We start from the raw sequence: 13271 nt of genomic DNA on the forward strand, positions 1-13271 counted from the left end.
TCACACTACGGCTCGCACCCCTCGTTCGGGGTCCTACTTTTGTCCAGAAGGTGCGACCGCATCCGGTGCCAGGACACGGTGCACGGAGGCGACGGCGCTCGATCCCTCCCCGACCGCTGCCGCGACCCGCTTCATCGAGCCGTGGCGTACGTCGCCCGCGGCGAAGACGCGCGGCAGGCTCGTCTCGAACGGGAGCGGCCGGCGGTTCAGAGCCTGCCAGGCAGGGCCGACGGCCGGGATGTCGGCGTCGGTGAGCAGGAATCCGCTGTCGTCGCGTTCCGCGTCCGAGATCCATTCCGTGCCCGGGTGCGCGCCGATGAAGCAGAACAAGCCGGCCGCATCGATCCGGTGCGACCCGCCGTCCGCCGTTGTCACCGTGATGGCGTCCAGCTGCGAGCGTCCGTGCAGGCGGGTCACCTGCGTCGAGGTGAGGACGTCGATCCGGGGATGGCCGAGCACGCGGTCCACGAGGTACGCGGACATCCCCGCGCGGACCGACGGGCCGCGGACGATGAGGCGGACGCGACTGCCCTGATCGGCGAGGAAGAGAGCGGCCTGCCCGGCCGAGTTCGCGCCGCCCACGACGGCGACGGGACGAGCTCCGCACGAGCGGGCCTCGAGCTCGGTCGCGGCGAAGAAGATGCTTCCTCCCTCGAACTCGGCCCACCGGTCGAGCGGAAGGCGCCGATACTGTGCGCCCGTTGCGACGATCACGGCCCCCGCGTGCACGGCATCCCCGCTGTCGAGCTCGATCCGTACGGCATCCGATCCGGTCGACAGCGCGATCACCCGGGTCGGTGCCGAGAACCGCACACCGAACTTCAGGGCCTGCAGCGCGGCCAGCTCGGTGAGGTCGGCACCGGAGAGGCCGTCGGGGAACCCGAGGTAGTTCTCGATGCGCGAGCTCGAGGCCGCCTGGCCGCCGGGAGCGAGCTCATCCAGCACCAGCGTCGACAGGCCCTCCGAGGCACCGTAGATCCCGGCGGCGAGCCCGGAGGGCCCCGCCCCGATCACCACCAGGTCGAAGCGGCTGCCGGCACCGTCTCGGGCGCGGAAGGAGAGCCCGAGAGCTTCCGCGAGCTGCGCCGGGGTCGCCCGGCGGTGCACGCCCCCGCGGGTGATGACGACCGGGAGCTCGTCCTCCACGACTCCGCACACCTGGAGCGCAGAGCGGCCCGCGTCCGTCCGTGCGTCCACCCAGCGGTGCGGCAGCTCCATCCGGGCCACATAGCGGCGGAGGGCCATCGCATCCGGCGACCCCTCGACGCCGACGATCTGAAGCGTCATGTCCGCGGTGCTCATCAGGAGGCGCCGTCTGGCGCGGAACGCGGACAGGAGCGTATCGGCGATGGCATGGTCGACCGCCATGCGGCGCCTGAGCGAAGCGAGAGGGATGCGCCGGACCAGGCCCGGCTGGATCATGCGCGCGCTGAGGAGCGAACGCTGGCCGTTGAGCATGTTCAGCTCGCCCAGGAACTCACCGGCCTGCCAGCGCGACACCACCCGCTCCGGAGAGTCGGCGGTCGCCTCTTGGACGACGTCGACCTCCCCCTCCTCGATCACGAAGAAGTCGATGTCGGCGTCGCCGGCCTGGAAGAGGTACTCGCCCGCGCGGAAGGAGTGCGTCAGACCGAGCGCCGCGATCCCCGCCATCTCGTCCGGCGTCAGCACCGGGTTGGCCGCGGTTCCCGCCGGAGCGCGGAAGACCTCCTGCTGACGGTCGCCTTCGGAGTCCACGCCGCAGAGCTTAGGTCGTGCGAGGGCCCGCGACATCCTGCGAACGTCGGAAGCCTGCGAACCTTGGAAGCCCGGGCTCGGCTGCGTCCCCCACGACCGGTCGATAGCATTGTCGCGGTCGGAAGGCAGGCGAGCATCGGCATGCGTCGTGGGAGAGGGGATCGTGATGGCTGAGTTGGTCGATTCCATCGAGCTGGCCGTGTTCGAACGGCTCATCGACGTCGGCAAGCTGCTCGAGCGGAGAGCGGATCGCGCGACGCGCGAGCACACCGGCATCAAGTACACCCAGTACGAGGTCCTGATCCGTCTGCGCAACGCCGGCGGCGAGCTGCGCATGACGGAGCTGGCGAAGAAGCTCGTCAGCACCCCCAGCGGGCTGACCTACCAGCTCGCCCAGCTGGAGAAGGCCGGGCTGGCGGAGCGGGTCATCGCCCCCGGGGACGAGCGCGGCGTGCTCGCGCGCATCACCGAGCAGGGCCGGGCCCTCCTCCGCGAGGTCTCGCAGGCTCAGAACGACATGATCGTCGAGGCGTCGATCGCCCCGCTGACCCGGGAGCAGGTCGAGCAGGCCCACCGCATCCTGGGCGCGCTTCAGCTGCATCTGCGCGGGGAGGAGACCGGCGGCCTCATCCCGGAGGACCTCGCTCCGTAGCGCGGCCGGATCGCTGGATCCCGGGTTTTACAAATTTGAAACAACCGGCGCGTTTTCTGGTAACGTGACCGCATTATCTTCGAATTTGTAATAAGTCGAAGGTCGAGGCGAAGAAGCCTGACGCGCACGCGACAGCGGCTCCGCACCCGGACCGACGGCTTCCGGCCTACGAAGGAGCGCGCATGATCGCACTCGACCACATAGCCATCTGGTCCGACAACCTGTATCGCACGACCATCGAACTGAGCAGGATGACCGGCATCGGCAGCGCCGACGGCGGCTACTTTCCCGGGCTGGGACTCGGCCAGAAGATCATCTCCCTCGGCGGAGGCGTCTACCTCGAGATCGAGAGCATCGTCGACCACACGATGATCGCCGAGAGGAAGCCGCTCGCCCTCGAACTGGAGCGGCAGACCGCCGCGGGCGACTGCTTCGCCGGCCTGTGCCTCCGTAGCGACGACCTCGATGAGATCGCACGCTTCGCGGCCCACCGCGGTGTGGAGGTGGCGACCGAGATCGCCGGAGGCAAGGAGGTCATGGTCCCTCGCCAGAAGCGCGGAAAGGCGGCGCACGCTCCCGACTTCCTCGGGTCGTGGCTGCTCGGCAAGCCGAACATCTACTACGTGGCCGACCTCGACACCCACTCCAGCATCCTCCCCGCCCAGCCCGGCACCGGCGACGTCCGGGGCCTCGGGGTCACCTCACTCGAACTCGGCGGCGACGAAGCGTCGCTCCGCGAGTGGCTCGGTGACATCGACCCTGCGGAGCTCGGGATCGACATCCAGTTCAACGGTCTCGCCGACGGCCTCTACGCCGTCGGCTTCGACTCGACGGCCGGGCCTCAGGTCATCCGGCTCGCACCCATCACCCTGTAGACGGCGTCACCTCACCCGTATCGGAGACAACATGTCCACCATCGTCCACTCGGAATCCGTCGGCACGCGGACGAAAGTCCGTCGCGCCGCTCTCTCCGGCTTCTTCGGCAGCGCCCTCGAGTACTACGACTTCCTCATTTACGGATCCGCGTCCGCGCTCATCTTCGGGCGGCTCTTCTTCCCCGAATCCGGGGCGTCGGCCACGCTCCTGTCGATCGCCACCTTCGGAGTGGCCTACATCGTCCGCCCCTTCGGCGCGGTGCTGTGGGGGCACATCGGAGACCGCTTCGGACGCCGGCGCGCGCTCATCCTCACGATCGCCCTGATGGGCGTCGCGACCTTCCTGATCGGACTCCTCCCCACGTTCGACGCCATCGGCTGGGCGGCCCCGGCCCTCCTGGTGCTCCTGCGCCTGGTGCAGGGGTTGTCCGCGGGCGGAGAGTCGCCGGGGTCGACGTCGCTGACCGTCGAGCACGCCCCGGACGGGCGTCGCGCCTACTACACGAGCTTCACCATGAGCGGGATGCAGTTCGGGATCGCGCTGGGGAGCCTCGTCTTCATCCCGATCGCCCTGCTTCCGGAGAGCGCCCTCTACAGCTGGGGATGGCGCATCCCGTTCCTGGCGAGCGGCGTCTTCACGGTCATCGCCTCCCTCCTCCGCCGCAAGCTGGAGGAGCCGGAGACGTTCACCACGATGCGCACCGAGGGAGAACGGGCCCGTCTGCCCATCGCCGTCCTGCTGAAGGACCACTGGCGCACGACCCTGCGGGTCCTGCTGCTGAGCACGATCAACGTCGTCGGCACCATCTTCAACGTGTTCGCCCTCTCCTACGGCTCGCAGCACGGAATCCCGAGCGCGGTGATGCTGGCGGTGGTCTCGCTGGGCAACCTCGCCGCGATGGTGATGTCGCCGATCGCCGGATGGCTCTCCGACCGGTTCGGACGTCGGAGCCTGTTCATCGTCGGCTCCATCGGCGCGACGGTGTTCATCGCGCTCCAGTTCGTCGCGATCGACGCGGACAACATCCCGTTGGTCTACCTGTCCGGGATCCTCGGGATCGGCGTCTTCTACGCCATCCCGATCACGGTCGGAGCGACGTGGTACCCGGAGCAGTTCCCGGCAGCCTGCCGGTACACCGGGATGGCCGTCGCGCTGATGCTCGGGATCCTCCTGTCCGGCTTCGCTCCGGCGATCGCCCAGGGCATCGGTGCGAACGGCGCGAACTGGGCGCCGGCGATCCTGCTGTGCGCTGCCGTCTCCGTGATCTCGTCCGTCGTCGCCCTCGTCTCGCCCGAGACGTTCCGGGTGACGAAAGAGCTGCTCGGGGTGAAGGCGCCGCGGGGCTGAGGGTCCCGAACGACGCACCCCGTCCGCCTGGAGCGGCCCGGCGTGAGGCTCAGCCGATCGCCGCGGCCGCTTCCGGCGTCGCCACCCGGAAGCTGAAGGTCTCCTCGAGGTACAGGAACACCTCGTCGCCCGTGTGGTGCGCGTAGCCGATGGCGATGTCCTGTCCCGACTCGAAGACGTAGTCGCCGCCCCGGAGGCTGACGACCACCGCCCCATCCACCCCCGGCGCCCAGACGACGGGTCCGCCGAGGAGCGTCTCGAGGTGCTTGTAGAGAGGGCTTCCGCCCTGATCGCTGCCGCCGACGACGTTGATCCAGGTGTCGGAGTCGACGGCCAGTCCGTACGGGCCGTCGACGCCCGCGCGCTTCAGCTGCGCCGCGGCCGCCGCGACCTGCTCGGCGAGCCGGCGCGGGTCGTCCGATCGGACCAGCGGGGCGGCCGGACTGGACGGGATGATCCCGTCGAAGCCGACCGCCTCCCAGCCGTTGAAGATGGCGGAGTTCTCGACGGTGGCCAGCTGCGCGGCCGCCCTGTCGAGGGACGAGAGGTCGACGTCGATCGCGCCCCGTGCGGCGGCATCGAGCTCCGCTCGCGAGAGGGTGAACTCCGCACGGACCTCGGCGAGCGGGAGCACGGCACGCGAGCGCGCGATCACGGCCCGGTCCGCCGTGTCGACGACGCCTCCGACCCGGCCCGTCGAGGTGGCCGAGTGCTCCCAGCCCAGGGGGCCGACGAAGTCGACGAGCCTGCGGCCGCCGAGCGCCGGAGCCAGCCGGGCGCGCGCTTCGTCGTCGAGCATCGTCCAGGTGTCGTCGGTGATCGGCGCCAGGTCGCGGAACAGGTGGTTCATGTCATCTTCCCTTTCACTGCGTCAACGGAGCGCGCCGAGTCCGAGCGAGCCGTCCGTCGTCCCGGCCGGCGTGGATGGTGCCGGTTGCGCCGGCGGGACGGCCGCCGGAGCGTCGTCGAGCCCGTCGAGGATCTCGGCGGGCGGCACGAAGAAGGCGCTTCCTGTCACGGCCGACGAGAAATCGAGCAGGCGGTCGTGGAGCCCAGGAGGATCGCCGATGAACATGCGCTCGAGCATCTGCTGGATGACCCAGAGGTTGCGGCAGTACCCGATGAAGTAGGTGCCGAACTGGTCGGATCCCGGACTGCCGAAGGGCATGTTGTCCCGGAGGATGTCGTGCTCGACGCCCTCCGCGTCGACGATGGTGGCGAGCGTCTTGTGCGACTTCTGGCCGGTCGCGGCGTCATCCAGCTCGACGTTGTCCGCCTTCGTCCGCCCGATGATCGCCTCCTGCTGCTCCGTCGTCAGCGACTGCCACGCGGCGATCGGATGCAGATACTTCTGGACCACGACGTAACTGCCCCCGGCGACATCCGGGTCCTCGTCCCCGACGAGCGTGGACTCCGGCAACGCCGGCCCGACGGGATTGGCGGTGCCGTCCACGAAGCCCAGCAGGTCCCGGACGTCGAAATAGCGGAAGCCGACGGTCTCGTCGGCGACGGCCACCGCATCCCCGAGCCCGCTGAGCAGCAGCCGCTCGAACTCGAAGCACAGATCCCGCCGATCGGAGCGGATGTGGAACAACAGGTCGCCGGGCGTCGCCGGTGCGGTGTGGCGGGCTCCCTCGACGGGCAGGAACGGGCGCAGCTCGCGAGGCGACGGCATCCCCGTGAGGTCCGTCCACACCGCCGCGCCGACACCGACGGTGCAGGTGAGGTTCGCCCCGAGGTCGCGGAACGCCACGGTCTTGATCAAGCCGGAGAGGTCGGCGAGCACCGACCGGATCGTCGCGATGGCGTCCGGTGCGTCCGTCACCGTCACCACCAGGAACACCGCGGTCTGCGTCAGCGGTGCATCCACCTGCTGCGCATCGATGGGCACGCGTCGATTCCCCGTCGCCCCTGCTTGCTCTGCCATCGGACCTCCGCTGGGGAGTCTAGGTGCGCCGGATCGCATCGAAGGTGACCCGGCCAGCCCCACCCAGAGGCTTCCCGCGGCTTTCCATCCGATGTAGGAACGGGGCCGCGCGGGCCGCCCCTAGCCTCATCCCTATGGTCGAGAAGCTGGAGATCGGCGTCGTCGGCGGGTCCATCGGTGGCCTGTTCGCCGCAGCGCTGCTGACGCAGAGCGGGCACAGGGTGACCGTCCTGGAGCGCTCCCGCCACGGGCTCGCCCGCCGCGGCGCCGGTCTCGTCGCTCAGCAGGAGCTGCTCACCCTGTTGCAGCGCGTGGGGCGGGCGGATGCATCCCGTGTCGGTGTCGTCGCCGAGGAGCGCATCACCCTGGGCCGCGCGGGAGGCATCCTGTCCCGCGATCCCACGCCGCAGATGCAGCTGTCGTGGGACTACCTCTACGAGGTGCTGCGCGACCTGATCCCGGCGGACGCCTACCGTCTCGACCACGCCGTGCGCGCCGTCCGCTCGACCGACGTCAGCGCGGAGGTGGAGCTGAACAGCGGCGAGCGGCGGTTCTTCGACCTCGTCGTGGGAGCAGACGGCCTGCGATCCGTGACGCGCCGGGCGGTCGTCCCAGACGACAGGGGCAACAGGTACGTCGGCTACGTCACCTGGCGGGGGCTGATCCCGGAGCAGGCGCTCACCGGCCGGGCAGCCGGCACCCTGCTGGGACGCTTCGCATTCTTCACGGCGCCGGGAGCCCACATGCTCGGCTACCTCGTCCCCGGTGCCGGCGGCGAGCTGGCGCCGGGAGAGCGCCGCTACAACTGGGTCTGGTACCGCCCGCTCTCCGCCGCCGACCTCGCCGGGCTCATGGACGGCATCGGGCGCCCCGTCGGCAGCCTGTCGCTCGCGCCCGGGGAACTGCCGGAGGCCCTGCGCGAGCAGCTTCGCGCGGACGCGAGGGCGGAGCTGCCGCCGGAGTTCGCCGAGGCGGTCGATGCCGAGCCGCAGCCCTTCCTGCAGGCCATCGTCGACTACGTGCCGTCCGCCATGGCCCGGCATCGCGTCGCACTGCTGGGCGACGCCGCGGTCGTCGTCCGCCCGCACACGGCGATGGGAGCGGCGAAGGCGGCCGGAGACGCCCTCGCGCTCGCCGCGCTGCTCGACCGCCTCCCCGTGCCGGAGGCATTGGACCGGTATCAGGCGCAGCGCCTCCCGGTGGGGCGGTCGATCGCACAGTACGGGCAGCGCCTCGGCGACTCGCTGCCGCTGGCCCGGGCGCTCCGCTGACCCGCTACGCGCGCGAGGTGGGCAGGTATCCGGCCGCCGTGAAGAGACGGCGCAGATCGACCACCAGCTGCTCGTCGATGTCCTTGTGACGCGGTCGGCTGATCACCAGGCGCTCCTCCCCCAGCTTCACGATGTACTTTCCGTCGTGCTCCTCGCGGACCGCGCCGGCCTCGTCGAGCAGGGCGAGGACGTCGTGCCACTCGATGTTGTGCGAGGTGGGGTGACGCTCGATCTGCTCCAGGGTGGTGCGGTGGTGCTCGCTGAGGTGCGCGGGCGTGAGGTCGGTCATGACGGTTCCTTTCGGTCGGATGCGTCGTCACGATAACCGGGGGCTCCGCCCGGCGCACCCTCACCTTGTAGCAACGTGGCCGACCGGCGGTGTCGCGGATTGTTTGCTTCATCCGTGTGAAGCAGTAGCGTGGACCGTTATGGGCAGGCCACGGAGCTTCGACGAGGAGCAGCTGCTGGACTGCGCCCAGGAGATCTTCTGGACCACCGGGTACGCGGCGACCCGCGTGGAGGACATCGGCCGCCTGTCCGGGCTGGGGAACGGCAGCATCTACGGCGCCTACGGGAGCAAGCTCGGCCTCTTCCTCGCGGTCTTCGGCCGGTACTGCGAGGGCCGGGTCCGGATGGTGGATTCAGTGGTCGGCGCTCACCGCGGCACCTTCGAGGACGCCGTCGCGAACTATCTGGATGCGATCATCGCCGACTGCACCATCCACCCCGATCGACGCGGGTGCCTCATGCTCAACAGCATCACCGAGCTCGGCTCGCGTCATCCCGAAGTGGTCGACATCGGCAGCCGGACCCTCAGCGCGCTGGAAGAGATCGTGCGGGCCCGCGTCCTCCAGGGCGTCTCCGACGGCGAGCTCGCTGTCCCCGACGACGAAGGGGCGTCCCTGAGCGCCCACATCGTCCTCGTCTCGCAGGGGCTCATCCAGCTGAGCCGGACGGGCGCGTCCACGGACAAGCTGCACACGATCGCACGGACCTCCAGCAGGATGAGCTCCCTGCTGGCCGCTGCCTGAGCCCGGGTCCGAGCGGTTCGCGGCGGCCGAACGGGAGGGATCAGGCTTCCGCCGCCCCCGAGGCGATCTCGGACAGCCGCGCCAGCGCCATGCGCGAGTTCTCGTCGACCGGCCGCCAGACGACCAGGGTCAGATCGAAGAAGCCGGGGATGTTCAGCTGCTGGTAGGCGAGCGTCATCCGTCCCACCACATCGGGCGTGAAGGTGAACGAATCGGCCGCGTCCGGGGCGTCCTCGCGGGCCCACGCGGTGGCGAACGCGCTGCTCTTGGCTCCGAGCTCGCTGACGATCCGTTCGAACCCGTCGTCCGACTCGTGCCGGTTCAGCGAGTCGCGCAACGTCCCGGTGACATGCTCGACGATGGCGTCCTGGCCGGGGTTGGAAACCAGCACGTCGGAGTCGAGAAAGGTGGAGCGCGCCAGGTTCACCCCGTCGTGGAAGGCCGGGGACACGGCCTTCGCGAGATCGTTCGAGAACAGGACCGTCAGATACCGGTCCCGCACGAACGCCGGGATGCCGGGCCACGACTCGATCATCTCGCGGATGTCCTGCGGCACAGGAGTCTGCTGTCCGTCGACGGTCATGGCCGTCACGATAGCGAAGACCCGCCCGACGAGACTGGGGCCGCTAGGGTCACCTTCCCCCTCCAGCGGGGCTCTTCGCCGCCGGAAACGGCGCCGAACACGGCGCGTCCGAGAAGTCCGCCCGTGTTGGGAGGGTGACAGCGGGCCAGCCAAGTGGAGACGCGAATCCATAATGATCGGCTCTATGGACACGCCTCAGGAACAGCTCGGAACCCTCTGGCTCGCCGGCGAGGACGACCGGCCCTTCCCCTCCGCCCAGCACTCGGCCGTCGCCGAGGACCCGTCGCACGACGCGGTGATGCTCCGGCTGCTGGCCGACGACCCGGCCGTGCGGCGCCGGGCGTTCGCGCAGGCCATCTCGCGCCGCTGGCTCGAGCGCGGAGAGGCGACCATCGTGCGTGCGGTCGCGGTCGACCGGAAGGCGGACGCGCTCGACCGGCTCGCCTTCGGACGGCACATGGCGGCGGTCAAGTCGGTCGACCTGACCTTCATCGGCCACAGGGACGACCTGCTGTACTTCGTCGGGCGGGCGGTCCTGCCCGACCGCTACGGCGGGGAGCCCGGCATCGCGAGCGACCGGATCATGCAGGAGGCCGCAGCGCGCGGGCTGCATGTGCACGGCATCGGCACCGCCCGCCTCGACCGGAAGGACGAGGACCTCGCCGTCTCCGCCGAACAGGCCAGGCGCGCCGCGGAGATCGTGGCGTGGCTTCCGCACCTGGCAGGCGTCGCCGACATCTCCCAGCTCGGAGCGTGGGTGCTCCTCGACTCGATCGACGCGGACGGTTCCCACGTCGGCATGTTCTCTCCGGCGGCCCTCCAGCTCTGGGAGCACGGCAACGATGTCCAGCTGGAGACGGTCGAGACCTTCCTCGACACCTGCGGCCGGGTCCGGGATGCGTGCGAGCAGCTCCACATCCATCGCACGACCCTCTACTACCGGCTGGACAACCTCCCCGACGCCGTGCGGGCGGCGCTCAACGACGGGATGAGCCGGAGCGCGCTGCACATCTGCCTGAAGCTCCTGCGCTACTGGAGAGCGACCGGTCGGGCATGACGGGAGAACTCGACCTCCGTCCGACGAGACGCAGGCCCCGCATCCGCCACGGCGCCGGATTCTGGGTCGTGGCGGTCACGTTCCTCCTGGTCATGGCGTACTCGACGGTCCCCACGCCGCTGTACCCGCTGTACCAGCAGCGCGACGGCTTCCCTCCGTTCGTGATCACGGCGATCTTCGCCGCGTACGCCGTCGGCGTCATCGTGTCGCTCTACGTGGCCGGCCACGTCAGCGACTGGCTGGGGCGGCGTCGCGTTCTGGTCATCGCCGTGCTCATCTCCGCCGTCTCGGCGCTGATGTTCCTGATGTGGACCGAGGTCCCCGGGCTGATCGCCGCCCGCTTCGTCAACGGGGTCAGCATCGGCATCCTCACCGCCACCGCGACCGCTCACCTCGGCGAGCTGCGCTCGGTGGCGCGTCCGCAGGAGAACGCCGTGATCGCGGCGTCCGTGTCGGGCGCTGCGAATCTCGGCGGGCTCTCTCTCGGACCGCTGATCGGCGGGATCTTCGCCGAGTTCCTGCCCGCCCCGCTCATGCTTCCCCATCTCGTCTTCATGGTCGTCCTGATCGTCGCCGCGCTCGCCGTGCTGCTGGTGCCGGAGACGGTGGAGATCCCGGAGGAAGCACCTCGGTACCGTCCGCAACGGCTGTCGGTTCCCCCGGGTGCGCGCGCCCCGTTCCTCGTGGCCGCCTTCGGCGCATTCTCCGGCTTCGCCGTCCTCGGGCTCTTCACCTCGCTCGCGCCGACGTTCCTGGTCTCCACGTTCCTGGCGCCCGACCATCTGCTCGCGGGCGCGACGTCCTTCGTCGTCTTCGCCGCCGCCGCGGCAGGACAGCTCCTGCTCGCTCCACTGCCGGTCCGCACGCAGTTCGGGATCGCGATCGGCGCGTGCGGCGCTGGCCTGCTCGTCGTCGCCGCCGGCGCGGTGGTTCCCGCGCTCGCCGTCTTCATCGTCGGCGGGGCCGTCGCCGGTCTGGGCGTCGGGCTGCTGTTCAAGGGTGCCGTCATGACGGCCACGTCCGTCGCGGATCCGGCCAGGAAGGGCGAGACGCTCGCGCTCATCTTCCTGATCGCGTACGCGGGTCTCGCGATCCCGGTCCTCCTCGTCGGCGCCGCGCTCTCGTTCACCACGCCGACCGCCGTGCTGCTCGTGTTCATCGCGATCGTGCTCGTCGCGACGACGCTCGCCGGCGCCATCATGCGGCGCAGGGCTCCGCGGGTCCGGCGCGCGGCGACGGGTCAGCGGTGAGGGCGACGGTCGAGATGTCCTAAACGTCGCCACCGATGTCCCGATCCGCGCTCACACCTGCGCCGGCGTTCGCCCGAGAATGAGTGCGGATCAGTGTCCGAAGCTCTCAAGGGGACGAACGGATGGGCGTCGCGCGCAACACCACACCACTCGGCGAATACCTGCGCGCACGACGAGAGCAGGTGCAGCCGCACCAGGTCGGCCTCGAAGTCCTTCCCGGCCGCCGCGTGCCCGGTCTGCGTCGCGAGGAAGTGGCCGAGCTCGCCGGGATGAGTCCCGACTACTACCTGCGGATCGAGCAGGGGCGGGACAGGAGGCCGTCGGAGCAGGTGCTGTCCGCGCTCGCCCGCGCGCTCCTCCTGGACGAGGACAGCTTCCAGTACCTGGTCCGTCTTGCGCGTCCGCGTCCCTTCGTCCGTCGCGTCCCGCACGACGGCAGTGTCAGTCGCGGCGTCGCCCAGCTCCTCGCGCAGTGGAGCCACACGCCGGCGTACGTCACGGATGCGAACCAGAACATCCTGGCCGCGAATCCGCTGGTCGACGGTCTCGGCTCCGGCGTGCTCGTGCCGGGGACGAACATGCTGATCACTTCGTTCGAGAGCTACGCCGCCTACCGGGCGAACAGCGATCCGGCGAACGCCGAGGACGTGGAGATCATCACGGAATGGGAGGGCACGCTTCGCGAGATGATCGCCGCGATGCGCTACCACGGCGATCCTGACGACCCTCAGCTGCAGGAGATCGTCGGTGCACTGTCGGCCCGGCACCAGTTCTTCCGCACGGTGTGGGCGGAGCACGATGCCAAGCCGTACGTCTCGGGGGTGAAGAGAGCCTTCGTCGCGCCGCTCGGCTGGGTCGACTTCCGGTGGCAGACCTTGGAGGTGCCGCGAAGCGGGGGGCAGTTCATCACGATGTTCTTCGGTGACCCGGGCTCCGCCGCAGCTCAGGCGATCGCCTATCTCGCGGCGCTGCCGCCCCGGGCTCAGGCCGTCGCCGGCGGCGTCGAGAGCGCCTCCCTCAATCGGGCGATGCCGGCGATCGATGCGCTGTCCACCGGCGCGAAGACGATGATGGCATCGTCCTCGTAACCGGGCACGCGCAGGACGTTGAATGCGGTCCGGATGTCCCCGGCCGCCGTGTCCTCGAACTCGATGAGACCGGAGGTGCGGGGATCGGCCTCGGGGCCGGCCCAGATCTCGGAGAACTCCCGCGATTTCGCCGACAGCTCGCCGATGATCCGCTGCGACGACCGATCCTCGTCGTGCTGATCGAGCGACTCCCTCAGCAGCCCCGCGACCACCCGCGACATCTCCCGCCACCGCGGATGGTCGGCGCGCCGCTCGGGCGAGAGGAAGGAGAATCGTGCGAGATTCACCCCGCCGACGAACGCCGGCGACAACGCCCGGGCCAACGGGGTCGAGTCCAGCACGGTGAGCCGGCGGTCGCAGAGGAGGGCGGGAACGCTGTCCCAGAAGGCGAGAAGCGGCTCCCGCGTGCTGTCGTCCGTGGCCGTGCCGTCGCTGGCGTACATGCTCCGAAT

The 13271-nt window shown here is 70.0% G+C and carries 14 protein-coding genes; 8 read left to right on the top strand and 6 right to left on the bottom strand.

What is annotated here, in order from left to right; genetic code table 11:
* Positions 1-33: 33 nt before the first annotated feature.
* A complete protein-coding gene (locus tag BLW09_RS18115) occupies positions 34-1737 on the bottom strand; it encodes an FAD-dependent oxidoreductase (protein ID WP_197682035.1) in 1704 nt (567 codons plus the stop codon).
* Between the two features lie 166 nt (positions 1738-1903).
* Here BLW09_RS18115 and BLW09_RS18120 point away from each other — a divergent pair, with 166 nt between their 5' ends.
* The 3 genes from BLW09_RS18120 to BLW09_RS18130 all read left to right on the top strand — a co-directional run bounded on the left by BLW09_RS18120 (position 1904) and on the right by BLW09_RS18130 (position 4612).
* Positions 1904-2389 carry a MarR family winged helix-turn-helix transcriptional regulator gene (locus BLW09_RS18120; protein ID WP_157696997.1) on the top strand — a complete coding sequence of 162 codons (486 nt, stop codon included), beginning with the start codon at positions 1904-1906 and terminating at the stop codon, positions 2387-2389.
* A gap of 182 nt (positions 2390-2571) precedes the next feature.
* The gene (locus BLW09_RS18125; protein WP_089916106.1) at positions 2572-3264 is read left to right on the top strand and encodes a VOC family protein; all 693 of its coding nucleotides are present in this window, start codon (positions 2572-2574) and stop codon (positions 3262-3264) included.
* 31 nt (positions 3265-3295) lie between these two features.
* On the top strand, positions 3296-4612 hold the full coding sequence (locus BLW09_RS18130) for an MFS transporter (RefSeq protein ID WP_089916109.1): 1317 nt from the start codon (positions 3296-3298) through the stop codon (positions 4610-4612).
* Positions 4613-4661: 49 nt separating this feature from the next.
* On the opposite strand, the gene BLW09_RS18135 is transcribed toward BLW09_RS18130, so the two are convergent.
* Both BLW09_RS18135 and BLW09_RS18140 read right to left on the bottom strand, forming a co-directional pair.
* Entirely contained in the window at positions 4662-5462 is an 801-nt protein-coding gene (locus tag BLW09_RS18135) for a family 1 encapsulin nanocompartment shell protein (RefSeq protein ID WP_089916112.1), read from the bottom strand.
* Between the two features lie 21 nt (positions 5463-5483).
* Entirely contained in the window at positions 5484-6539 is a 1056-nt protein-coding gene (locus BLW09_RS18140; RefSeq protein WP_089916115.1) for a Dyp-type peroxidase, read from the bottom strand.
* A gap of 134 nt (positions 6540-6673) precedes the next feature.
* Between BLW09_RS18140 and BLW09_RS18145 the strand changes: the two genes are divergently transcribed.
* Positions 6674-7810: an FAD binding domain-containing protein gene (locus BLW09_RS18145; protein ID WP_089916119.1), complete on the top strand. Its 1137-nt coding sequence runs from the start codon at positions 6674-6676 to the stop codon at positions 7808-7810.
* A 4-nt stretch (positions 7811-7814) separates the two neighbouring features.
* On the opposite strand, the gene BLW09_RS19125 is transcribed toward BLW09_RS18145, so the two are convergent.
* On the bottom strand, positions 7815-8099 hold the full coding sequence (locus BLW09_RS19125) for a hypothetical protein (RefSeq protein WP_089916121.1): 285 nt from the start codon (positions 8097-8099) through the stop codon (positions 7815-7817).
* A 139-nt stretch (positions 8100-8238) separates the two neighbouring features.
* On the opposite strand from BLW09_RS19125, the gene BLW09_RS18155 reads away from it, so the two are divergent.
* A complete protein-coding gene (locus BLW09_RS18155) occupies positions 8239-8841 on the top strand; it encodes a TetR/AcrR family transcriptional regulator (RefSeq protein ID WP_157696998.1) in 603 nt (200 codons plus the stop codon).
* Between the two features lie 40 nt (positions 8842-8881).
* Here the strand turns inward: BLW09_RS18155 and BLW09_RS19010 are convergent, their stop codons facing one another.
* Positions 8882-9424, bottom strand: coding sequence for an MmyB family transcriptional regulator (locus tag BLW09_RS19010; protein ID WP_157696999.1), 543 nt, complete (start codon positions 9422-9424; stop codon positions 8882-8884).
* Positions 9425-9608: 184 nt separating this feature from the next.
* Here BLW09_RS19010 and BLW09_RS18165 point away from each other — a divergent pair, with 184 nt between their 5' ends.
* The 3 genes from BLW09_RS18165 (at position 9609) to BLW09_RS18175 (ending at position 12819) form a co-directional block, all read left to right on the top strand.
* A complete protein-coding gene (locus BLW09_RS18165) occupies positions 9609-10481 on the top strand; it encodes a helix-turn-helix domain-containing protein (protein WP_157697000.1) in 873 nt (290 codons plus the stop codon).
* Positions 10478-11731, top strand: a complete 1254-nt coding sequence (locus BLW09_RS18170) for an MFS transporter (RefSeq protein ID WP_089916133.1) — start codon at positions 10478-10480, stop codon at positions 11729-11731. The genes BLW09_RS18165 and BLW09_RS18170 overlap by 4 nt, the downstream gene beginning before the upstream one ends.
* A gap of 122 nt (positions 11732-11853) precedes the next feature.
* Positions 11854-12819 carry a helix-turn-helix transcriptional regulator gene (locus BLW09_RS18175; RefSeq protein WP_089916135.1) on the top strand — a complete coding sequence of 322 codons (966 nt, stop codon included), beginning with the start codon at positions 11854-11856 and terminating at the stop codon, positions 12817-12819.
* On the opposite strand, the gene BLW09_RS18180 is transcribed toward BLW09_RS18175, so the two are convergent.
* Positions 12714-13262: an MmyB family transcriptional regulator gene (locus BLW09_RS18180; protein WP_089916138.1), complete on the bottom strand. Its 549-nt coding sequence runs from the start codon at positions 13260-13262 to the stop codon at positions 12714-12716. The genes BLW09_RS18175 and BLW09_RS18180 overlap by 106 nt on opposite strands.
* Between the last annotated feature and the right edge of the window lie 9 nt (positions 13263-13271).

Origin of the sequence: Leifsonia sp. 21MFCrub1.1 (genome assembly GCF_900107895.1) — a bacterium.
GTDB lineage: Bacteria > Actinomycetota > Actinomycetes > Actinomycetales > Microbacteriaceae > Leifsonia > Leifsonia soli.